The sequence below is a fragment of the Pseudomonas sp. BIGb0176 genome (assembly GCF_024810175.1).
Classification (GTDB): Bacteria; Pseudomonadota; Gammaproteobacteria; order Pseudomonadales; family Pseudomonadaceae; genus Aquipseudomonas; species Aquipseudomonas protegens.
Genome location: NZ_JANUEC010000003.1, coordinates 111,176 through 131,260, shown reverse-complemented (window position 1 = coordinate 131,260; position 20,085 = coordinate 111,176). Strand labels below are relative to the sequence as shown.

At 63.4% G+C, this 20,085-nt stretch carries 24 protein-coding genes; 16 read left to right on the top strand and 8 right to left on the bottom strand.

Annotation, left to right across the window (positions count from 1 at the left end; genetic code table 11):
- Positions 1-14: 14 nt before the first annotated feature.
- Entirely contained in the window at positions 15-302 is a 288-nt protein-coding gene (locus tag M2395_RS18645) for a hypothetical protein (RefSeq protein ID WP_015636955.1), read from the bottom strand.
- Between the two features lie 189 nt (positions 303-491).
- Here M2395_RS18645 and M2395_RS18640 point away from each other — a divergent pair, with 189 nt between their 5' ends.
- Positions 492-698, top strand: a complete 207-nt coding sequence (locus tag M2395_RS18640) for a hypothetical protein (protein ID WP_011063378.1) — start codon at positions 492-494, stop codon at positions 696-698.
- Positions 699-786: 88 nt separating this feature from the next.
- Here the strand turns inward: M2395_RS18640 and M2395_RS18635 are convergent, their stop codons facing one another.
- Complete coding sequence (locus M2395_RS18635; RefSeq protein ID WP_011063379.1) at positions 787-1,371, bottom strand: YajG family lipoprotein; 585 nt, start codon at positions 1,369-1,371, stop codon at positions 787-789.
- Positions 1,372-1,577: 206 nt separating this feature from the next.
- Between M2395_RS18635 and M2395_RS18630 the strand changes: the two genes are divergently transcribed.
- Complete coding sequence (locus M2395_RS18630) at positions 1,578-1,811, top strand: hypothetical protein (protein WP_019096022.1); 234 nt, start codon at positions 1,578-1,580, stop codon at positions 1,809-1,811.
- A gap of 735 nt (positions 1,812-2,546) precedes the next feature.
- Entirely contained in the window at positions 2,547-4,058 is a 1,512-nt protein-coding gene (mqo, locus tag M2395_RS18625; protein ID WP_019095052.1) for a malate dehydrogenase (quinone), read from the top strand.
- 67 nt (positions 4,059-4,125) lie between these two features.
- On the opposite strand, the gene M2395_RS18620 is transcribed toward mqo, so the two are convergent.
- The 4 genes from M2395_RS18620 to M2395_RS18605 form a co-directional block, all read right to left on the bottom strand.
- A complete protein-coding gene (locus M2395_RS18620; protein WP_123431398.1) occupies positions 4,126-4,413 on the bottom strand; it encodes a PA4642 family protein in 288 nt (95 codons plus the stop codon).
- Positions 4,414-4,476: 63 nt separating this feature from the next.
- Positions 4,477-4,962, bottom strand: a complete 486-nt coding sequence (locus tag M2395_RS18615) for a hypothetical protein (protein ID WP_011063383.1) — start codon at positions 4,960-4,962, stop codon at positions 4,477-4,479.
- 99 nt (positions 4,963-5,061) lie between these two features.
- The gene (locus M2395_RS18610; RefSeq protein ID WP_011063384.1) at positions 5,062-5,535 is read right to left on the bottom strand and encodes a WbuC family cupin fold metalloprotein; all 474 of its coding nucleotides are present in this window, start codon (positions 5,533-5,535) and stop codon (positions 5,062-5,064) included.
- 3 nt (positions 5,536-5,538) lie between these two features.
- Positions 5,539-6,096 (bottom strand): hypoxanthine-guanine phosphoribosyltransferase, encoded by a 558-nt coding sequence (locus M2395_RS18605; RefSeq protein ID WP_011063385.1) that lies wholly within the window; start codon positions 6,094-6,096, stop codon positions 5,539-5,541.
- 164 nt (positions 6,097-6,260) lie between these two features.
- On the opposite strand from M2395_RS18605, the gene upp reads away from it, so the two are divergent.
- Together upp and M2395_RS18595 are read left to right on the top strand one after the other, a co-directional pair.
- Entirely contained in the window at positions 6,261-6,899 is a 639-nt protein-coding gene (gene upp / locus M2395_RS18600; RefSeq protein ID WP_011063386.1) for a uracil phosphoribosyltransferase, read from the top strand.
- Positions 6,900-6,901: 2 nt separating this feature from the next.
- Positions 6,902-8,176 carry a uracil-xanthine permease family protein gene (locus M2395_RS18595; RefSeq protein ID WP_011063387.1) on the top strand — a complete coding sequence of 425 codons (1,275 nt, stop codon included), beginning with the start codon at positions 6,902-6,904 and terminating at the stop codon, positions 8,174-8,176.
- A gap of 58 nt (positions 8,177-8,234) precedes the next feature.
- Here the strand turns inward: M2395_RS18595 and hemH are convergent, their stop codons facing one another.
- Together hemH and M2395_RS18585 are read right to left on the bottom strand one after the other, a co-directional pair.
- Positions 8,235-9,260 carry a ferrochelatase gene (gene hemH, locus M2395_RS18590; protein ID WP_123431399.1) on the bottom strand — a complete coding sequence of 342 codons (1,026 nt, stop codon included), beginning with the start codon at positions 9,258-9,260 and terminating at the stop codon, positions 8,235-8,237.
- An 8-nt stretch (positions 9,261-9,268) separates the two neighbouring features.
- Complete coding sequence (locus M2395_RS18585) at positions 9,269-10,177, bottom strand: TIGR01777 family oxidoreductase (protein ID WP_011063389.1); 909 nt, start codon at positions 10,175-10,177, stop codon at positions 9,269-9,271.
- Positions 10,178-10,371: 194 nt separating this feature from the next.
- Between M2395_RS18585 and M2395_RS18580 the strand changes: the two genes are divergently transcribed.
- The 11 genes from M2395_RS18580 (at position 10,372) to M2395_RS18530 (ending at position 20,046) form a co-directional block, all read left to right on the top strand.
- On the top strand, positions 10,372-11,358 hold the full coding sequence (locus tag M2395_RS18580; protein ID WP_011063390.1) for an NAD(P)/FAD-dependent oxidoreductase: 987 nt from the start codon (positions 10,372-10,374) through the stop codon (positions 11,356-11,358).
- Positions 11,355-11,570: a TIGR02450 family Trp-rich protein gene (locus tag M2395_RS18575; RefSeq protein WP_077934751.1), complete on the top strand. Its 216-nt coding sequence runs from the start codon at positions 11,355-11,357 to the stop codon at positions 11,568-11,570. The genes M2395_RS18580 and M2395_RS18575 overlap by 4 nt, the downstream gene beginning before the upstream one ends.
- Before the next feature lie 120 nt (positions 11,571-11,690).
- The gene (locus M2395_RS18570; RefSeq protein ID WP_077934752.1) at positions 11,691-12,641 is read left to right on the top strand and encodes a DUF523 and DUF1722 domain-containing protein; all 951 of its coding nucleotides are present in this window, start codon (positions 11,691-11,693) and stop codon (positions 12,639-12,641) included.
- Positions 12,642-12,644: 3 nt separating this feature from the next.
- Positions 12,645-13,580, top strand: coding sequence for a MerR family transcriptional regulator (locus M2395_RS18565; RefSeq protein ID WP_123431400.1), 936 nt, complete (start codon positions 12,645-12,647; stop codon positions 13,578-13,580).
- 13 nt (positions 13,581-13,593) lie between these two features.
- Complete coding sequence (gene phrB, locus M2395_RS18560) at positions 13,594-15,039, top strand: deoxyribodipyrimidine photo-lyase (RefSeq protein WP_123431401.1); 1,446 nt, start codon at positions 13,594-13,596, stop codon at positions 15,037-15,039.
- On the top strand, positions 15,032-15,457 hold the full coding sequence (locus M2395_RS18555) for a nuclear transport factor 2 family protein (protein ID WP_123431402.1): 426 nt from the start codon (positions 15,032-15,034) through the stop codon (positions 15,455-15,457). Before phrB ends, M2395_RS18555 begins: the two co-directional genes overlap by 8 nt.
- Positions 15,454-16,224: an SDR family oxidoreductase gene (locus M2395_RS18550; RefSeq protein ID WP_065365196.1), complete on the top strand. Its 771-nt coding sequence runs from the start codon at positions 15,454-15,456 to the stop codon at positions 16,222-16,224. Before M2395_RS18555 ends, M2395_RS18550 begins: the two co-directional genes overlap by 4 nt.
- Positions 16,221-17,468 carry an NAD(P)/FAD-dependent oxidoreductase gene (locus M2395_RS18545; protein ID WP_011063397.1) on the top strand — a complete coding sequence of 416 codons (1,248 nt, stop codon included), beginning with the start codon at positions 16,221-16,223 and terminating at the stop codon, positions 17,466-17,468. Before M2395_RS18550 ends, M2395_RS18545 begins: the two co-directional genes overlap by 4 nt.
- On the top strand, positions 17,465-18,280 hold the full coding sequence (locus tag M2395_RS18540) for a DUF1365 domain-containing protein (protein WP_011063398.1): 816 nt from the start codon (positions 17,465-17,467) through the stop codon (positions 18,278-18,280). The genes M2395_RS18545 and M2395_RS18540 overlap by 4 nt, the downstream gene beginning before the upstream one ends.
- Positions 18,267-19,538, top strand: coding sequence for a cyclopropane-fatty-acyl-phospholipid synthase family protein (locus M2395_RS18535; RefSeq protein ID WP_019095041.1), 1,272 nt, complete (start codon positions 18,267-18,269; stop codon positions 19,536-19,538). The genes M2395_RS18540 and M2395_RS18535 overlap by 14 nt, the downstream gene beginning before the upstream one ends.
- Positions 19,531-20,046: a DUF2878 domain-containing protein gene (locus M2395_RS18530; protein WP_019095040.1), complete on the top strand. Its 516-nt coding sequence runs from the start codon at positions 19,531-19,533 to the stop codon at positions 20,044-20,046. Before M2395_RS18535 ends, M2395_RS18530 begins: the two co-directional genes overlap by 8 nt.
- The last annotated feature ends 39 nt before the right edge of the window (positions 20,047-20,085 follow it).

Genomic DNA, 20,085 nt, shown 5'->3' with positions numbered 1-20,085 from the left:
AACCTGGGGGTTGATCAGAACCGGGTGCTGATCCAGGACACCAGCAACGCCAGGCCAAGGCAGGCGAAGCCGAAGCGGTAGAAAAACCTATTGATGCGCAAGGTTGCGGGATCCAGCATCAGCAGCGGCTGATCCACCGCCCGTCCCTCGCTCTGCACGGCCAGATTGGCCAGGGCCCGCAGTTCACGACGGCGGGTGGCGTGCAGCAGCCAGCTGCCTGGGCAGGCGAACAGCAGGGCAAGCAGATTAATCAGTTTGGCGGGATGGGCGTTGAACATCGACCAGATCAGTTGCAGCGACATCATGAACCTCGGAGGAAAGCCGTATACGGGCCGTCGAGTGCACCCGCGGCGCGGATTCTACTCAATCCCCGACAAAACGCGGGGGGCTTTCCGACCAGTAACGAGACGCCGGTCCATTAATTTAAAGCGTCATCTTTTCGTCATCTAAACAAGCCAGTCTGTCGCCCCTCGAAACCCACGGAGCTTGTCATGCTGCACGCCGAAAACCAGGACCGCCTTTACCTGATCGCCCCCAGTGAAGAACAGCAGGCGCTGGTGGGCGCCCTGGCGTTCAACGTGCAGGACCGGCACTGGCTGGTGTATTGCGCCCTGGGCGGGCACCAGCACGCGGACCTGCCGGAAACAGACCTGCTGACGGGCGTCAGCATGCTGGACTTCTACGTCGAGGCGGCCTGATCCGCGCCCATAAAAAAGCCCGGCGCGCCATCAGGCAGCCGGGCTTTTTCGTTGCTTGGCCAGGGCTCAAACCCCAGCCAGGCGCGGGTTACTCGCCGAGGATCTGGCCCACGGTCGGATCCTTGAACAGACGGGTCAAGGCATCGCTGAGCACATCACCCACCAGCTTGGTATTGGTGTCCTGGTTCGGCGCCATGCCGAAACGCTGGTCCAGGGAAGCACCGTAACGGCCGCTGTAACGACGGTTGGCGTTCTGCACATCCGAGCGGAAGGTGGCACCGATGGTAGCCTCGGTCACGTACAGGCCTTCTTTAGGCGACTGGTACTTGAGCTCGGCCAGGGTCACGGTCAACTGAGGGGCGTTGGCGCCACCGGCGGTCGGGGTAAAGCCCAGCAGGCGCACTGCCGCTTCGGCCTGGGCCTGCAGCTTGGGCAGGATCTGCGCGCTCTGCACGGTGATGGCACTGGTTTCCGGGTACAGGCCGCCACGGGTGCCCAGGGTCGGCGAAGGACGTCCATCAACCACTTTCACCACCACCGGCTGGCCATGGCCGACAGGCGCCAGCTGGGCAGTGAGCTTGGGCTCCGGGCTCAGTTGTTGCGGGCTGTGGGCGCAACCCACCAGCGACAGGCTGGTCACAGTGATCAAACCGAACAACAGGCGTTGCAACATGCTCATCTCTCCAGGAATCAGGCACAAACAGGCCCGCAGTATAGCGGTGCACAAGGACGGCAAACCAGCGCCAGGCATGACTTAGTCAAGACTCAGACAGGTCCCGTACAACCGGGTTCCTGTAACCTGCCGTTCACTGGCAATACATCATGATGTAACGGCTCAAGGGCATTCTTATCGTCAATGACACATTCAGGTACCTGGTCATGAACTTCCTCCGCTCCCTGTTCGCCCCCCGTCAACAGTTTCGCAGCTTCGCCCTGCTGGACAGCCAGGGACGTTGCCAGGCCTTCAAGCACTGCCTGCTGGCCCCGGTAGGCGATGGCTGGGTGGAAATCCAGGAAATTCGCCTGAACTGGTTGCACCAGGCGCTGCCCGCCAGCGCCCGGGTCAGCCCGCGCTGCGCTCGCTCCCGGGTGCAACCGATACTGGCCACCTGACCAAAAGCCTAATAAAAGTCGCGAAACAGGATCATTTCTGCGCATTTCTTCGTTACAATCTCCCCCCGATTATAAGGACGTCTCCTGATCGGGCCTCGCAGTACCGCCAACGCCACTGCTTTGGCACCCCGCACCGCCCACAGAGAGCCGCCCACACAGTTCGAGTGAAGCTGGCGTGCTTGCTGTTCACCTTGCAAACCTCCACTTTTCGCGAAACTGCAGAGCTGCCGTTGCTCGGCCACTTAAAGCTGTTTGCCCGTCGTGCCCGCATCCTTTGCCGGCATCACCGCGCGGGCCAGGTGCCAGGCTGAGGCAGCCCTTTTTTGAGGTTCACGTCTTCAAAAGAGCGTGAAAAAACGGGTTTTCACAACTTCACAAGAGTGTGGCGAGCAAATGAATAGTTTTGCGTCTGAACTGGCACCATTGGCCTCTACAACAGCCCGATTACACAGGACCGAGCACTCCTCAAGAACTGGTGCTTGAAGCCTGTCCGCTGACGGATTTGGTTGCACGAGCGGATGTATCGACCATAAGTCGAATTGCCCGAGGCTCCCCGAGATGCGTTCATACGCACCTTGAGGCCCGGTTGGCAGCGTCCGTGGTAGTTGCAAAAAATTGCGAAGATTCGGACATGGCGATCCTGGCCATGGGTAACCTGGGGCATTACGTGAACCGCCCCGTCACTCCTGGCAGCCATGCCGTCAATTTGGTGCTGCAGATTTTGGAGACGCGTTAATGGCGCATAACGAAGCAGTAGACGTCGTATTGGTCGGGGCCGGCATCATGAGTGCCACCCTTGCTGTACTGCTCAAAGAGCTCGACCCCGCGATCAAGCTGGAAGTCGTCGAGCTGATGGATTCGGGTGCCGCGGAAAGTTCCAACCCGTGGAACAACGCCGGTACCGGCCACGCCGGCCTCTGTGAGCTGAACTACACGCCACAGGCCGCCGATGGCAGCATCGACATCAAGAAAGCCGTGCACATCAACACCCAGTTCGAGGTGTCGAAGCAGTTCTGGTCCTACCTGACCAAGAAAGGCACCTTCGGCTCGTCCAAGTCCTTCATCAGCCCCGTGCCGCACCTGAGCTTCGTACAGGGCGAAAAAGGCGTTTCCTTCCTCAAGAAGCGCTTTGAAGTACTGAGCCAGCACCATGCCTTCGCGGACATGGAATACACCGAAGACAAGGCCAAGATGGCCGAGTGGATGCCGCTGATGATGCCGGGCCGCCCAGCGGACGAAACCATCGCCGCCACTCGCGTGCTCAACGGTACCGACGTCAACTTCGGCGCCCTGACCAACCAGTTGCTCAAGCACCTGACCAGCGCTCCCGATGCCCAGGTCAAGTACTGCAAGCGTGTCACTGGCCTCAAGCGCAACAAGGCCAACGGCTGGACCGTGAGCATCAAGGACGTCAACAGCGGCAGTACCCGCGAAGTCGACGCCAAGTTCGTGTTCCTCGGCGCCGGTGGCGCGGCCCTGCCCCTGCTGCAGGCCTCGGGCATCGAGGAAAGCAAGGGCTTCGGCGGTTTCCCGGTGAGCGGCCAGTGGCTGCGTTGCGACAACCCGGAAGTGGTCAAGCAGCACCAGGCCAAGGTCTACAGCCAGGCGGCCGTGGGCTCGCCACCGATGTCCGTGCCGCACCTGGACACCCGCGTGGTCGAAGGCAAGAAGTCCCTGCTGTTCGGGCCTTATGCCGGCTTTACCACCAAGTTCCTCAAGCACGGCTCGTTCCTCGACCTGCCGATGTCGGTACGCGCCGGCAACATCGGCCCGATGCTGGCCGTGGCCCGGGACAACATGGACCTGACCAAGTACCTGGTCAGCGAAGTCATGCAGTCCATGGAGCAGCGCCTGGAATCCCTGCGCCGCTTCTACCCCGAGGCCAAGGCCGAGGACTGGCGCCTGGAAGTGGCCGGCCAGCGGGTGCAGATCATCAAGAAGGATCCGAAGAAAGGCGGCATCCTGCAGTTCGGTACCGAACTGGTGGCCGCCAAGGACGGCTCTCTGGCCGCCCTGCTCGGCGCCTCGCCAGGTGCCTCGGTGACCGTTTCGATCATGCTGGAGCTGATCGAGCGCTGCTTCCCGGCCAAGGCCAGCGGCGAATGGGCTGCCAAGCTCAAGGAAATCTTCCCGGCACGGGAAAAGGTCCTGGAAACCGACGCAACGCTGTACCACCAGATCAACAGCGAAAACAACCTGAGCCTGGAGCTGGTCGAGCCAAGCAAGGAAACCGAAAGCTGCGCCTGATCCGCGCTGAATGAAAAACGCCCCGTCCTTCGCAGGACGGGGCGTTTTTTTATGCCTGGCGAGAAGATCAGCCGCGGGCGTTGGCCATCAGCTCGATGTAGTCGGCGGCGTTGCGCTGATCGCGGATCAGGTCGACGAAGGTCTGGCCGTGCTCATCCTTGCCATCCAGGTCGAAACCGGCTTCGACGAAGAAGGTCAGGAAGCGTTCGAAATCATCGATGCGCAGGCCACGATAGGCCTTGATCAGCTTGTGCAGGGACGGCGAAGTTGCATCGACCGGCTCGAAATCGAGGAACAACTTGATCTGCTCGTCGCTGATCTCGTCACCAATCACTTGTTTCTTATCTTTACGCATTGCCGACTCCAGCTCGCAGACATTTCACGGGGCGGGCAGTTTACCCCCAGCCCGCATATGGCCTCAACGCGAACGCACGCTGCCGGTATGCAGGTCAGCCCAGATGTGCCCGTTGGCATAGCTGAGGAACTGGCAATACACCGTGTCGTTGCGCAACAGGTCCATCACCGCACGGTACTGGGCCAGCGGGTAATACAGGGTCAGGGTCCGGGTCTTGGCATCGAACTGCGGCTTTTTCAGGCTTTTGCTTTCACCGTCGAAGTTCACCAGCACCTGGCTGATGGTGGCGCCCTTGTTCAACGGCTTGCCCTTGAGCCGCACCCACACTGGCGAAGTCACGGGAATCGGTTGCTGGTTCGATTGGCGCTGGCTGCCGATCACCACCGAATACTCGGTGACCTGCAACAACTGCTGCTGTTGCGGGACGCTGTCGCGCAGAGTCAGATCATCGGGAGGCAGGAACTGCCCGTGCAAGGGGGCCGGGGCGGCTGCCAGGGGCAGGCTCAAGCACAGAAGAAGGGCCGCGCTACTGCGAATCAACAGGCTCATGACAGGCTCCAGACAAGGGCCGAGCACTCTAGCACGGGTTTTTACCGCAAATCTTGCACCGTTACCGACGGTAGGCCGCTGTCACGGGCGCGGGCCTGTTCAGTCGAACTGGGCGCGCATCCAGGCCTGGTATTCGGCCACGCCGGGCTCGCCTTCACGGGGCGCCCAACTGGCCTGCTCACCCTCGCCCACTGGGCGATAAGGGCCGGCCTTGCATTCGAACATCAGGCTGTCGGGCTCCAGCACCACCAGGCCGTGGAAAACCCCGGCCGGCAAGTCCACACCGACGCAGTCGCCGCCGGCCTGCAGCACCCGCTTGCCCTGGACCTGGCCCGCTTCATCGAAAATCAGCACGCCCAGGCGCCCCTTGAGCACCAGCAGGGTCTCGGCCTTGTCAGCGCTCAGGTGGCGATGCGGCGGAACATAAGTGGAGGGTTGCAGCCCCACCGCCATCCGGTGGCAAGGCTCTTCCATGGCATGGAAGTTGTGGTGCTGACGACCGCGGGGGTTGGCCGCGGCTTTCTCAGCCAGGTCGCTGAACAACGCTTGATCGAGAAAGCTCGGCCCGGTCATCGCTTACATGCCCTTGACGGCATAGATGCCGGCAGCGTTACGCCAGTAGCCCTTGTAGTCCATGCCGTAGCCGAACACGTAGCGGTCCACGCAAGGCAGGCCCATGTAGTCGGCCTTGAGGTCCGGACGGGCCTTGCGGTCGTGGTCCTTGTCGATCAGCACGGCCGTGTGCACGGCGCGGGCGCCGGCGTGTTTGCAGAAGTCGATGATCGCGCCCAGGGTGTGACCTTCATCGAGGATGTCGTCGATGATCAGCACGTCGCGGTCGATAAAGGAGACTTCCGGCTTGGACTTCCAGAACAGCTCACCGCCGCTGGTTTCGTTGCGGTAGCGGGTAGCGTGCAGGTAGGAGGCTTCCAGGGGAAAGCGCAGGTGGGTCAGCAGCTTGCCCGCGAAGATCAGGCCACCGTTCATGACGCAGAACACCACCGGATTGCGCTCAGCCAGTTCTTCAGTGATTTGTGCACCGACCCGGGCGATGGCCGCCTCGACTTCAGCTTCGGTGTACAGGCAGTCAGCCTCGCGCATGATTTGACGGATATGCTCGAGATCAGCGGACATGGCGCTCTCCAAGGGGTGGCAGTTTCGGAAAAGCGGGCAAAGGTACGCATCCGGCCCGGTCAGATCAAGCGTTTCTGGACTAACGTACTTTATGTCTATAGGACAACAACCCCGGATAGATTAATCTAGGCCGTTTTTTTTGCCCGCCGCCGGAGCCTTTCCCTATGCCCATCCGTGAGATCCGCCATCCGCTGATCCGACACAAACTTGGCCTTATGCGCCGCGCAGACATTAGCACGAAGAACTTTCGCGAGCTCGCTCAGGAAGTCGGTGCCCTGCTGACGTACGAAGCCACCAAAGACCTGCCCCTGGAAAGCTACGAGATTCCAGGCTGGTGCGGCCCTGTCCAGGTCGAGAAGATCGCCGGCAAGAAGATTACCGTGGTACCGATCCTGCGTGCCGGCATCGGCATGCTCGAAGGCGTGCTGAGCCTGATCCCGGGCGCCAAGGTCAGCGCCGTAGGCGTGGCGCGCAATGAGGAAACCCTGCAAGCCCACACTTACCTGGAAAAACTGGTACCGGAAATCGACGAGCGCCTGGCGATGATCATCGACCCGATGCTGGCCACCGGCAGTTCCATGGTCGCCACCATCGACCTGTTGAAAAAGGCCGGCTGCCGTGACATCCGCGCCATGGTCCTGGTGGCCGCCCCCGAGGGCATCGCCGCCGTCGAGCAGGCGCACCCGGACGTGACCATCTACACCGCTTCCATCGATCAGAAGCTCAACGAGCATGGCTACATCATTCCTGGCCTGGGTGATGCCGGTGACAAGATCTTCGGCACCAAGCAGAAGGATTCCTGATCATGCAGGACGAGTTCAACGATCCGCTCTGGCGCCAGGTACTGTCTGGCGCCCAGATGCTCTTCGTGGCCTTCGGTGCCCTGGTGTTGATGCCGCTGATCACCGGTCTCGACCCGAACGTGGCGCTGTTCACGGCGGGTCTCGGGACTCTGTTGTTCCAGGTGGTGACCGGGCGCCAGGTGCCGGTCTTCCTGGCGTCGAGCTTTGCCTTCATCACCCCGATCATTCTCGCCAAGGGCCAGTTCGGCCTCGCGGCGACCATGGGCGGGGTAATGGCGGCGGGCTTCGTCTACACCTTCCTCGGCCTGGCCGTGAAGATCAAGGGCACCGGTTTCATCGACCGCCTGTTGCCGCCGGTGGTCATTGGCCCGGTGATCATTTCCATCGGCCTGGCCATGGCCCCCATCGCCGCCAACATGGCCATGGGCAAGGCCGGTGACGGCAGCGAGCTGATTCATTACCAGACGGCGATGATGATCTCGATGCCCGCGCTGCTCACCACCCTGATCGTCGCGGTGTTCGGCAAAGGCATCTTTCGCCTGGTGCCGATCATTTCCGGCGTGCTGGTGGGGTTTGCCCTGTCGTTCTACTTCGGCGTGGTGGACACCGCGAAGATCGCCGCCGCCCCCTGGCTGGCGCTGCCGCACTTCACCGCACCGGAGTTCAACTGGCAGGCGATCCTGTTCATCGTCCCGGTCGCCCTGGCACCGGCCATCGAGCACATCGGTGGCGTGATTGCGGTCGGCAGCGTCACCGGCCGCGACTACCTGAAGAAGCCCGGCCTGCACCGCACCCTGTTCGGTGACGGCATCGCCACCACCGCTGCCGGCCTGTTCGGCGGGCCGCCCAACACCACCTACGCCGAAGTCACTGGCGCGGTGATGCTGACCAAGAACTACAACCCGAAAATCATGACCTGGGCGGCGGTCTTCGCCATCACCCTGGCCTTTATCGGCAAGTTCGGCGCGCTGCTGCAAAGCATCCCGGTGCCAGTGATGGGCGGGATTCTCTGCCTGCTGTTCGGCTCGATCGCCGCGGTGGGGATGAATACCCTGATCCGCCACAAGATCGACCTGGGCGAAGCCCGCAACCTGGTGATCGTCTCGGTGACCCTGGTGTTCGGCATTGGCGGCGTGCTGGTGGGAACCGGTACCGGTCCGGATGATTTCGGCCTCAAGGGCATCGCCCTGTGCGCCGTTGTCGCCATCGTGCTGAACCTGGTACTGCCGGGGAACGACGGCTGGAAAAACAAGAAGGCCGATGAGCCTTTGATCTAGAGAACCCTTCGCCGGCAAGCTGTCTCCCACGCAGGAGCCGGCTTGCCGGCGAAGCTATTTACAACGCCAGCGGCGCTCGCTCGCACAAGGCGTTCAAGGCCTTGGCCCATTGTGGGTCGTCATTCAGGCAAGGGATCAACACCAGGTCCTCCCCTCCCGCCTCGCGAAACTGCTCGCGACCGCGATCACCGATCTCCTCCAGGGTTTCGATGCAGTCGGCGATAAATGCCGGGCACATCACCATGACTTTCTTTACTCCCTGCTTGGCCAATTCATCAAGCCGCGCCTCGGTGTAGGGCTCGATCCACTTGGCCCGTCCCAGACGAGACTGGAACGACACCGACCAGGTGCCATCCGCCAATCCCAAGTGCTCGGCCAAAGCCGATGCGGTGCGCATGCACTGGGCGCGGTAACAGGTGGCCAGCACCGCCGGCGAAGCATTGCGGCAACAGTCGGCGTCCTTGAAGCAATGCTGGCCGGTCGGGTCGAGCTTGGTCAGGTGGCGTTCCGGCAGGCCGTGAAAGCTGAGCAACAGATGATCATGCTCCCGGGCCAGGTATGGCTTGGCGCTGGCCGCCAGGGCCTGGATGTACTCAGGCTGATCGTAGAACGGCTGTAGCACGCTGAATTGCACGTCCAGCTTGCGCTCGCGCACCACGCGCCTGGCCTCTTCGATCACGGTGGTCACCGTGCTGTCGGCGAACTGTGGGTAAAGTGGTGCCAGGGTAATCTTCTTCTGTCCCTGTGCCACCAGCTTGAGCAGCGCCGACTCGATCGAAGGTTCGCCATAACGCATCGCCAGCTCGACCGGCCCCTGCTTCCACTGCTCGCTCATTACCTTCTGCAGACGCCGGCTGAGCACCACCAGCGGCGAACCCTCTTCCCACCAGATCGACGCGTAGGCATGGGCCGATTGCTCTGGCCGCTTGATCAGGATCAGCGACACCAGCAAGCGTCGAACCGGCCAGGGCAGGTCGATCACATAAGGGTCCATGAGGAATTGGTTGAGGTAGCTGCGCACGTCCGCCACCGAAGTGGAAGCCGGCGAACCCAGGTTGACCAGGAGCAACGCGTGATCGGTCATGCAACGTCCTATTTCAGAGGCGGCTGGACACAGGCGTCCAGGGCCGCAGGCAAATCAGTGAACTGGAAAGTGAAACCCGCTTCCAGCAACCGCGCGGGAACGGCACGCTGGCCTCCCAGCAACAGCAACGACAATTCACCCAAGGCCAGGCGCAGGAAAAACGCCGGCAGCGGTATTAGTGCGGGTCGGTGCAGCACCCGCCCCAAGGTCTTGGCGAACTCGCGGTTGCGCACCGGTTTTGGCGCGCAGGCATTATAAGGACCCTGCGCCCCAGGCTGATGCACAAGAAAATCAATCAGGGCGATTTGATCGTCGATATGAATCCACGGCATCCATTGCCGGCCGTTGCCGATCGGCCCGCCCAGCCCCAGCTTGAAGGGCAGCAACAGGCGCGACAAAAAGCCGCCCTCGGGCGACAGCACCAAACCGGTGCGCACCAGCACCACACGCACGCCCATGGCTTCGGCGCGCTGGGCAGTTTCTTCCCAGGCAATGCACAACTGGCTGGCAAAGTCCTCGTTGACCGGGGGCGAATCCTCGCTCAGTTCCCGTTCGCCACCGTCGCCGTACCAGCCCACCGCCGAGCCCGACACCAGCACACCGGGTTTGTGTTCGCGGCTTTCGAGCCAGGCCAGCAGGGTTTCGGTCAGGGCGATGCGGCTGTGCCAAAGCAGCGCCTTGCGCTTGTGGCTCCAGGGCCGATCGGCGATCGGCGCCCCGGCCAGGTTGATCACCGCGTCCACCGGGATCTGGTCCAGCTCTTGCAACGTCTTGACAGCCCGCACCTGGGGACCGCACAGGGCGGCAACCTTATCGGGTTGGCGAGTCCATACACTCAACTGGTGACCCTGGGCCTGCCAGTGACGACACAGGGCACGCCCGATCAAACCAGTACCGCCGGTCAGCAATATATGCATGACATCTTCCTCGCGTGGCGTTTTACCCGAATCACTAGTCTATTTTTATAAGCAGGGATCTTTTCAATCGGACAGGCTGTGTTTTAACGATAGACAACCTGAACAACCGATGACGCCGAAAGCTATACCAAAAAACAATATTGTACAGGTTTTGGCGGCGGCGTAATCTGTACAGAAAGGTAAACGAGGCCCCTATGACAGTACCCATCGCAATCATTGGTACCGGCATCGCCGGACTCTCCGCCGCCCAGGCGCTACGAGATGCCGGGCATACCGTCCACCTTTTCGACAAAAGCCGCGGCAGCGGCGGGCGCATGTCGAGCAAACGCAGCGATGCCGGCAGCCTGGACCTGGGAGCCCAGTACTTTACCGCCCGTGACCGTCGTTTCGTCACCGAAGTCCAGCGCTGGCAAGCCAAGGGCTGGGTCGCCGAATGGACGCCACAACTCTACAACTCCCACGGCGGCCAGCTCAGCCCCTCGCCGGATGAACAGACCCGCTGGGTCGGCACTCCCCGCATGAGCGCCATCACCCGCGCGCTGATCGGCGACCTCGAGGCCCACTTCGCCTGCCGCATCACCGAAGTCTTCCGCGGCGAACAGCATTGGCATCTGCAGGACGCCGAAGGTTTCACCCACGGCCCTTTCAGCCACGTCGTGATCGCCACGCCGGCACCACAGGCCACTGCCTTGCTGGCCGCCGCGCCGAAGCTTGCGGGTGTCGCCGCCGGGGTGAAAATGGACCCGACCTGGGCCGTCGCCCTGGCCTTCGATACCCCTCTGGAAACCCCCATGGAAGGCTGCTTCGTGCAGGACAGCCCGCTGGACTGGCTGGCCCGCAACCGCAGCAAGCCCGGGCGCGACAGCCACCTCGACACCTGGGTCCTGCATGCCACCAGCGCCTGGAGCCGGCAGCACATCGACCTCTCGAAAGAAGCCGTGACCGAACAACTGCACGGTGCCTTCGCCGAGCTGCTGCACAGCGTCATGCCCGCCCCCACCTTCAGCCTGGCCCACCGCTGGCTCTACGCCCGCCCGGCCACCAGCCATGAATGGGGCGCCCTGGCCGACGCCGATCTGGGCCTGTACGTTTGCGGCGACTGGTGCCTGTCCGGCCGCGTCGAAGGCGCCTGGCTGAGCGGGCAGGAGGCCGCGCGCCGGCTCCACGAGAGCCTGCAGTGAATCGCCTCAACCCGCGCAAACTGCTGCTGTCGAAGTGGACAGCAGCCCACCCGCAACGCCGTGAGAAACACTTCCTGGTCACTGAGCTTTTCTGCGACGAAGAAGGCACTGTGCTGGACATCGAACTGCAAGCCGTACTCACCCGACGCAGCCAGCGCATGAGCTGGCAAACCCTGCTCAACGACAGCGACTGGCGAATGGGCTGGAAATAACCCGACAACCTACCAGGCAATACCTATACAAATAATTTGACTTGTACAACTTTAATTCTATGATGAAGAAAAGTTGTACAGCGTTACTTTTTTGTACAGGTAAGCCCCGGAGGTTGCACCATGTCCGCCAAGCCGAAAATTGCCATCAGCGCCTGCCTGATGGGCGTCGAGGTCCGCTACAACGGTGGGCACAAGGAGTCTCGCCTGTGCAGCCGAGTACTCAGTGACTACTTCGATTTCGTGCCTCTGTGTCCGGAAGTTGCAATCGGCATGGGCACCCCCCGCGAACCTATTCGACTGGTCGGCGACCCCGAGCAACCCCGGGCCGTAGGCACCGTGGATGCCAGCCTGGATGTCACCCTGCCCCTGGCGGAATATGGCGAGCGCATGGCGGCCCAGGTAGACGATATCTGTGGCTATATCTTCATGCAGAACTCACCATCCTGTGGTCTGGAGCGGGTCAAGGTGTACCAGGCCAACGGCATTCCCCACCGAAACGGCGGCCGGGGAATCTATGCCCAGGCATTCTGCGCACAGCATCCCAATCTGCCGGTGGAAGAAGCCGGACGCCTGAACGACCCGGTACTGCGGGAAAACTTCCTGACCCGGGTCTACGTCTATCGCGACTGGCAGGCGTTGCTCAAGCAAGGCCTGACCCGCCGCGCCCTCACCGACTTCCACTCGCGCTGCAAATACCTGCTGATGGCCCATCACCCCGAACAGTACAAGGCCCTGGGCAATCTGTTGGGCAGCATGGGCAAGGGCGATGCGACGCTGATCGGCCCACGCTACTTCAGCCAGTTGATGGAAGCGCTGAGCCGCTGCGCCACCCGTGGCACCCACAGCAATGTGCTGCAGCACATCAGTGGCTACTTCAAGCGGGCCATCAGCAGCGAGGACAAGCAGGAAATGCAACGCCTCATCAGCCAGTACCGCCAGGGCATCGTGCCGCTGGTGGTGCCCCTGACCCTGCTCAAGCACCACTTGCGCCAGAACCCCGATCCCTACATTGCCCAGCAACTGTACCTGCAGCCGCACCCCGAAGACCTCAGCCTGCGCAACGCGATCTGAGCCATGAAACCCTTCCCCCCAGCGGTCGACGAAGACACCGCCCCGGATACCGACTGCCAGGAACAGGGCTGGCTGCCGATCCGCGAGGTGGCGCGCCAGACCGGTGTCAACGCAGTCACCTTGCGGGCCTGGGAGCGCCGCTACGGGCTGATCGTGCCCCGGCGCACGCCCAAGGGCCACCGGCTGTATTCCAGCGAGCAGGTGCAGCAGATCCTGACCATCCTCACCTGGCTCAATCGAGGGGTTGCGGTGAGCCAGGTCAAGCCCTTGCTGGACAGCGACACCAGCTCCAGCCCCCAGGTGGAGAATGACTGGCTGCACCTGCGCGCCGCCCTCGCCCGGGCCATCAGCCAGTTGGCCGAGCGCAAGGTCGACGACACCTTCAATCAGGCCATGGCGCTGTACCCGCCACGGACCCTGTGCGAGCACCTGTTGATGCCGCTGCTGGCGGAACTGCAACAACGCTGGCAAGGCCAGTTCGGCAGCCAAATGGAACAGGTGTTCTTCTATTCCTGGCTGCGCAGCAAGCTCGGCGCCCGGATCTATCACAACAACCGCCAGGTGCAGGGCGCCCCGCTGCTGCTGGTCAACCAGTCGGACCTGCCACTGGAGCCGCACCTGTGGCTCACCGCCTGGCTGGCCAGCAACGCCGACTGCCCGGTAGAAGTCTTCGACTGGCCACTGCCCGGCGGCGAACTGGCCCTGGCCACCGAACGCCTGCAGGCCCGAGGCCTGCTGCTGTATTCCAGCAAGGCACTCAACCCCGCCCAGTTGCCCAGGCTGCTCAGCGGCGTGGCCTGCAAAAAATTCATCGTCGGACCCGCGGTGTGCATCCACCCCGCCCAGTGGTCCGTATGTACCACTGAAATCGCCGATCTGTACCTGGCCCAGGACCCGATAGCGGCCTGCCAGCTACTGCTCGAGCGAGGACTTTTCTGATCCGGGAACCGACATGCAATTGATCTGGCTGCGCAGCGACCTGCGCCTACACGACAACACCGCCCTGAACGCCGCCGCCCAGCGGGGCCCGGTCGTAGCGGTGTATCTGCTGAGCAAGGAGCAGTGGCTGGCCCACGACGATGCACCGTGCAAGATCGATTTCTGGCTGCGCAACCTGCAATCGCTGAGCACCGCCCTGGGCCGCCTGAACATACCGCTGCTGATCCGCAGCGCCGCCACCTGGGAGCAGGCGCCTCAGGTCCTGCTGGAACTGTGCCGGCAATTGCAGGTGCAGACGCTGCACTTCAACCAGGAATACGGCATCCACGAAAGCCGCCGCGATGCGGCCGTGACCCGGGCCCTGCAACACGCTGGAGTCAGCGTCCAGGGTCATCTCGATCAATTGCTGTTCCAGCCCGGCAGCGTGCTGACCAAGAGCGGCGGCTACTTCCAGGTCTTCAGCCAGTTCCGCAAGGTCTGCTACAGCCGCCTGCATACCGCAATGCCGGCCCTGGTGAAGGCACCCGGGGCTCAGTTGCCGCTGTCGATCAACGCCGATCCGCTCCCGCAGCGGGTCGAAGGCTTTCCCAGCCCCACCCAAGCCCTGCGCGGGCTGTGGCCCGCCGGCGAGGGCGAGGCGCAAAGGCGCCTGGAGCAGTTCAGCGATGAACAGATCCACTACTACCAGAGCGAACGCGACTTCCCGGCCAAACCCGGCACCAGCCAGCTTTCGCCCTACCTCGCCGCCGGCGTGATCTCGCCCCGCCAGTGCCTGCACGCGGCCTTGCGCGGCAACCAGGGCGAGTTTGAAAGCGGCAGCCCCGGGGCCGTCACCTGGATCAACGAGCTGCTCTGGCGCGAGTTCTACAAACACATCCTGGTGGGCTACCCACGGGTGTCCCGGCACCGGGCCTTTCGCCCGGAAACCGAGGCGGTGAAATGGCGCCATGCCCCCGAGGAACTGGCGGCCTGGCAGGAGGCCCGCACCGGCCTGCCGATCATCGATGCTGCCATGCGCCAGCTGCTGGAGACCGGCTGGATGCATAACCGCCTGCGCATGGTGGTGGCGATGTTCCTGACCAAGAACCTGCTGATCGACTGGCGCGAGGGCGAGCGTTTCTTCATGCGCCACCTGATCGACGGCGACCTGGCGGCCAACAACGGCGGCTGGCAGTGGAGCTCGTCCACCGGCACCGATTCGGCGCCCTACTTCCGCATCTTCAACCCCATCAGCCAGTCGCAGAAGTTCGACAGTGAGGGGCGCTTCATCAAGCACTGGCTGCCGCAACTGGCGGGGCTGAACAAAAAAGATATCCACAACCCGGCGGCCATGGGCGGCCTGTTCGGCGTGCCTGGCTACCCGGCGCCGATCGTCGATCTTTCACGCTCCCGGGAGCGGGCCCTGGCGGCGTTCAAGGCGCTGCCCGCGCGAATGGATGCAGGAGTGAGCCATGAGTGACTTTCTCGACAACTTCGCCCGGGAGTTCGCCACCCTCGACCGGCACAATCTCGACCGGCTGGAGCAGCTCTACAGCGATGACATCCAGTTCACCGATCCTCTGCACGAGGTCCAGGGGCTGGCCCAGTTGCGCGGCTACTTCGCCGAGCTCTACGCCAACGTCCGTGAGCTGCGCTTTGAATTCCATGGCAGCGACCTGTGCGCCGAGGGCCAGGGCTACCTGCGCTGGACCATGAGCTACCGCCACCCGCGCCTCAACGGCGGCGGCCTGATCCAGGTGGCGGGCTGCTCGTACCTGCAATGGCGCGATGCCAGGGTCTACCGCCACCGCGACTATTTCGACGCCGGTGCCCTGCTCTATGAACACTTGCCGCTACTCGGGGCGATGATCGCCTGGCTGAAACGGAGGCTCGGATGAAGCCTGCCATGCCACGAAGGGTCTGGCTCACCGGTGCCAGCAGCGGCATCGGCGCAGCCCTGGCCGAAGAACTGCTCAAGGCCGGGGCCCAGCTGGCGCTCAGCGCCCGTTCCCGCGAGCCCCTGGAGGCCCTGGCCAAGCGCTATCCGGGCCGAGTGCTGGTGGTGCCCGGCGACCTCACCGATGCCTTGCAGGTACGCGAGATCGGCAAGCGCATCGCCCAGGCCTGGGGCGCCCTGGACACGGTGATCCTGAATGCCGGGACCTGCGAATACATCGAGGTACAGCAGTTCGACGCAGCGCTGATCGAACGGGTGCTGAACACCAACCTGCTGGCCGCCAGCTACTGCATCGAGGCCGCGTTGCCGCTGTTGCGCGCAGGCAATCGCCCGTACCTGGTGGGCGTGGCCAGTTCGGTGACCTGTTTGCCACTGCCCCGGGCCGGTGCCTATGGCGCCTCCAAGGCGGCGCTGCGCTATCTGCTGCAGTCCCTGCGTATCGATCTTGCTGCCGAAGGCATCGACGTGACCCTGGTCAGCCCGGGTTTTGTCGACACGCCACTGACCGCACGCAACGATTTCCCGATGCCCATGCGCTGGACCGCCGAACAGGCCGCCCGGCATATCCACCGGCATCTGGGCAGGCGCCCCCTGGAGATCGCCTTCCCAGGTCTGTTCATCTTCGGCCTCAAGCTCTTGGCCTGGCTGCCCGGCCGCCTGCAACTGGGCATTGCCAGGCGCCTGGCCCGTAGCGGGGAAACATCGTGAAAATCGCCATCATCGGCAGCGGCATCGCTGGCCTGACCTGCGCCTATGTGCTCAACCGCCGGCATGACATCCGGGTCTACGAGGCCGGCAGCTGGATCGGCGGCCATACCCACACCGTAAACGTCAGCCTCAATGGCGAGACCCAGGCCGTGGACACCGGCTTCATCGTCTTCAACGACTGGACCTACCCCAACTTCATTCGCCTGCTGAAGCAGCTCGGGGTGCGCTACAAAGCCACCGAGATGAGCTTTTCGGTGTGCGACCCAGCCTCCGGGCTGGAGTACAACGGCAACAACCTCAACAGCCTCTTCGCCCAGCGGCGCAACCTGCTGTCACCGGGGTTCTGGGGCATGCTGCGGGACATCCTGCGCTTCAACCGGGCCTCCCAGCAGGACCTGCTGCAACAACGCATCGCCGCCGACACCACCCTGGGCCAGTACCTGCAAAGCCAGGGCTACGGCGAGCGTTTTATCCGCCACTACATCGTGCCCATGGGCGCAGCGATCTGGTCGATGTCGCCGGGGCAGATGCTCGGTTTCCCTTTGCAGTTCTTCGTGCGTTTCTTCAAGAACCACGGCTTGCTCTCGGTGAGCAACCGCCCGCAATGGTGCGTGATCGAAGGCGGCTCCAGCCGTTACATCGAGCCGCTGACCGCAAGCTTTCGCCAGCACATCCGTCTCGACTGCCCGGTGCGGCGGGTCGAACGCGATGAGCAGGGCGTACTTATCCACAGCGACGCCGGCAGCGAGCGCTTCGACAAGGTGGTGTTCGCCTGCCACAGCGACCAGGCCCTGCAACTGCTATCCAGCCCGAGCCTCGCTGAACAGGAAATCCTCCAGGCCCTGCCCTACGCCGACAACGACGTGGTGCTGCACACCGATACCCGCCTGCTGCCACGCCGGCGCCTGGCCTGGGCCAGCTGGAACTACCGCCTCGACGCCAGCGCCGAAAAGGCCGCAGCCGTGACCTACGACATGAACATTCTCCAGGGCCTGCAAAGCAGCAGTACCTTCTGCGTCAGCCTCAACCAGAGCGCCGCCATCGACCCTTCGAAGATTCTTGCCCGCTACACCTACGCCCACCCGCAATACAGTCTCGGCGCGCTGGCCGCACAAGCGCGCTGGGGCGAACTGCAGGGCGCGCACCACAGCTTCTATTGCGGAGCCTACTGGGCCAACGGCTTCCATGAAGACGGCGTGGTCAGCGCCTTGCGCGTGGCCCAGGCCTTTGGAGAGCAACTGTGAACAGCGCCCTGTACAACGGCTGGATCAGCCACCGGCGCTTCGCCCCCAAGGACCATGCCTTCCGCTACCGGATCGGCCTGCTGTACCTGGACCTGGACGAGCAGGAAGCGGTGCTGGGGCTCTCGCCCCTGGCAGGCCGCAGCCGTTTCGCACCCTTCGCCTTCCGTGAAAGCGACTACCTGCCGACCTTCACCGGCCAGGGCATGCGCCTGATCGACGCGGTACGCCAGCAGGTGGCCGCGGCCATCGGCCACGCTCCCAGCGGCGCAATACGCCTGCTGACCCAGGTGCGCAGCTGGGGGCTGGCGTTCAATCCGGTGAGCTTCTTCTATTGCTTCGAGGCCAACGGGCAATTGGCGGCGATTCTCTGCGAAGTCACCAACACCCCCTGGCGCGAGCGCTATCACTATGTGCTACCGGCCCGCCCGGGCACTGCCACAACGCCCGAGCACCAGCACTTCGCCGTGGCCAAGGCCTTCCACGTATCGCCATTCCTGCCCCGGGATCTGGAGTACCGCATGAGCTTCAGCCCGCCGGCCGAGCGGCTGGGCGTGCACATGGCCGACTGGCAGGGCGAGCTCAAGGTGTTCGACGCCACCCTCAACCTGCAACGCCAGCCTCTGGATCGACGCAGCCTGCACCAGTACCTGCGACATTTTCCATGGATGACCGCCAAGACCTGCCTGGCGATCTACTGGCAGGCCCTGCGCCTGGCCGCCAAGGGCATGCGCTTTTTTCCCCATCGGGCCGCCGTTGGCGCCTATCGCACAGCCGTCGTACAACCCAAGGATCGCCGCCATGAAATCCTCTAGCATCTCGGCCAGAACCCCCTTGCTCAGCACCCACAGCCTCACCGCCAGCCTGCTGCGCCGTGGCGTGCTGCGACAACTGGCGCAGCTCAGGCACGGCCAACTGGTGGTCTGCGAAGAGGGCGAACGCCTGGTGTTCGGCAGCAGTGGTGCCGCCCTGCTGGGGGAAATCCACATCCACGACTCCAGCGCCTGGGGCCTGGTGGCCAGCAGCGGTTCGATCGGCGCCGGCGAGGCATTCATCCACGGCTACTGGAGCACCCCGGACCTGACCGCGGTGATCCGCGTGTTCGTCAGCAACCTGGACGTGCTGGACGCCATGGAAGGCGGCCTGGCGAAACTGGGCCGGCCGCTGATCCGCGGCCTGCACTGGCTCAACCGCAATACCCGCAAGGGCTCGCAGAAAAACATCGCGGCCCACTACGACCTGGGCAACGAGCTGTTCGAGCAGTTCCTCGACCCCACCATGATGTACTCCGCCGCGCAGTTTCGCAGCGCCGAAGACAGCCTGGAGCAGGCCCAGCTGAACAAGCTGCAACGCATCTGCCAGAAGCTGGCGCTCAAGCCCGAGGACCACCTGCTGGAGATCGGCACCGGCTGGGGCAGCATGGCCCTGTATGCCGCGCAACACTACGGCTGCCGGGTGACCACCACGACCCTGTCCAGGGAGCAGTTCGCCTATACCCGGCAGCGGATAGAGGCCGCCGGCCTGCAGGACCGGGTAACCCTGCTGCTGGAGGATTACCGCGACCTGCGCGGCCAGTACGACAAGCTGGTGTCGATCGAGATGATCGAAGCCGTGGGTCACCGCTTCCTGCCCACCTACTTCAAGCAATGCGCACACCTGCTCAAGAGCAACGGCCTGATGCTGCTACAGGCCATCACCATTCGCGACCAGCGCTATGAGCAGGCGAAAAATGGCGTGGATTTCATCCAGCGCTACATCTTTCCCGGTGGCGCCCTGCCCTGCGTACAGAAGATGCTCGAAGTGGTCAGCCGCGACACCGACATGAACCTGCTGCACATGGAGGACTTCGGCCTGCATTACGCCCGCACCCTGCGCCTGTGGCACGAGAACTTCCGCCGCGCCCATGGCCGCCTCGGCGAACTGGGCTACGACGAATACTTCCTACGGCTCTGGGAGTTTTACCTGTGCTATTGCGAAGGCGGCTTCCTGGAACGCAGCATCGGCACCGCCCAACTGCTGCTGGCCAAACCTGCGGCCGCGCCACAACCGCTGCTCGGGCGCCTCGATGCCTAGGCAACTGGTCAATGCCCTGCTGTTCCAGCTGGGCTGGTTCATCTGCGTGCTCAGCGGCGACAGCCTCTGGCTCCTGCTGGGGGTGGCGATCCTGCCGGCGCATCTGCACTGGATCGGCCGCTGGGCCGACGAAGGCCCGATGATCGTCGGCATTGCCCTGATCGGCATCGCCCTGGACAGTTTCCTCAATTGGCTCGGGGTGTTTCAGTTCCAGCAAGTCAGCCTGCTGGTGCCCTTGTGGCTGATGCTGCTCTGGGCCCTGCTGGCCACCACACTGCGCCATGGCCTGGCCTGGAGCGCCCGGCCCTGGTGGCTGGGGTGTGTGCTGGGGGCATTGGGCGGGCCGCTTTCCTACTACGCCGGGGGTCGCCTGGCGGGAGTGAGCTTTCCCTACGGCACCGGCCCCACCCTGCTCGGCCTGGGGCTGCTCTGGGCGCTGCTACTGCCGCTGCTGCACGTGCTCGCGCGGCCGGCCCCGCAAGAGCCGCCACTGGTCACCGGAGACTGAGCATCCGTCCGGGCTTTAACACAGCCCGGGCTCACTGCC

Excerpts from the sequence above, each read along its gene's own strand:
- M2395_RS18635 (WP_011063379.1), bottom strand. The coding sequence starts at position 1,371 with ATGTTGCAACGCCTGTTGTTCGGTTTGATCACTGTGACCAGCCTGTCG.
- M2395_RS18645 (WP_015636955.1), bottom strand. The coding sequence starts at position 302 with ATGTCGCTGCAACTGATCTGGTCGATGTTCAACGCCCATCCCGCCAAA.
- M2395_RS18605 (WP_011063385.1), bottom strand. The coding sequence starts at position 6,096 with ATGTCCGCTGATCTCGAGCATATCCGTCAAATCATGCGCGAGGCTGAC.
- M2395_RS18615 (WP_011063383.1), bottom strand. The coding sequence starts at position 4,962 with ATGAGCCTGTTGATTCGCAGTAGCGCGGCCCTTCTTCTGTGCTTGAGC.
- M2395_RS18530 (WP_019095040.1), top strand. The coding sequence starts at position 19,531 with ATGCCTAGGCAACTGGTCAATGCCCTGCTGTTCCAGCTGGGCTGGTTC.
- M2395_RS18555 (WP_123431402.1), top strand. The coding sequence starts at position 15,032 with ATGAGTGACTTTCTCGACAACTTCGCCCGGGAGTTCGCCACCCTCGAC.
- M2395_RS18565 (WP_123431400.1), top strand. The coding sequence starts at position 12,645 with ATGAAACCCTTCCCCCCAGCGGTCGACGAAGACACCGCCCCGGATACC.
- M2395_RS18580 (WP_011063390.1), top strand. The coding sequence starts at position 10,372 with ATGACAGTACCCATCGCAATCATTGGTACCGGCATCGCCGGACTCTCC.
- M2395_RS18610 (WP_011063384.1), bottom strand. The coding sequence starts at position 5,535 with ATGACCGGGCCGAGCTTTCTCGATCAAGCGTTGTTCAGCGACCTGGCT.
- M2395_RS18595 (WP_011063387.1), top strand. The coding sequence starts at position 6,902 with ATGCAGGACGAGTTCAACGATCCGCTCTGGCGCCAGGTACTGTCTGGC.
- M2395_RS18630 (WP_019096022.1), top strand. The coding sequence starts at position 1,578 with ATGAACTTCCTCCGCTCCCTGTTCGCCCCCCGTCAACAGTTTCGCAGC.
- M2395_RS18620 (WP_123431398.1), bottom strand. The coding sequence starts at position 4,413 with ATGCGTAAAGATAAGAAACAAGTGATTGGTGACGAGATCAGCGACGAG.
- M2395_RS18640 (WP_011063378.1), top strand. The coding sequence starts at position 492 with ATGCTGCACGCCGAAAACCAGGACCGCCTTTACCTGATCGCCCCCAGT.
- hemH (WP_123431399.1), bottom strand. The coding sequence starts at position 9,260 with ATGACCGATCACGCGTTGCTCCTGGTCAACCTGGGTTCGCCGGCTTCC.
- M2395_RS18550 (WP_065365196.1), top strand. The coding sequence starts at position 15,454 with ATGAAGCCTGCCATGCCACGAAGGGTCTGGCTCACCGGTGCCAGCAGC.
- M2395_RS18535 (WP_019095041.1), top strand. The coding sequence starts at position 18,267 with ATGAAATCCTCTAGCATCTCGGCCAGAACCCCCTTGCTCAGCACCCAC.
- M2395_RS18585 (WP_011063389.1), bottom strand. The coding sequence starts at position 10,177 with ATGCATATATTGCTGACCGGCGGTACTGGTTTGATCGGGCGTGCCCTG.
- phrB (WP_123431401.1), top strand. The coding sequence starts at position 13,594 with ATGCAATTGATCTGGCTGCGCAGCGACCTGCGCCTACACGACAACACC.
- M2395_RS18570 (WP_077934752.1), top strand. The coding sequence starts at position 11,691 with ATGTCCGCCAAGCCGAAAATTGCCATCAGCGCCTGCCTGATGGGCGTC.
- upp (WP_011063386.1), top strand. The coding sequence starts at position 6,261 with ATGCCCATCCGTGAGATCCGCCATCCGCTGATCCGACACAAACTTGGC.
- mqo (WP_019095052.1), top strand. The coding sequence starts at position 2,547 with ATGGCGCATAACGAAGCAGTAGACGTCGTATTGGTCGGGGCCGGCATC.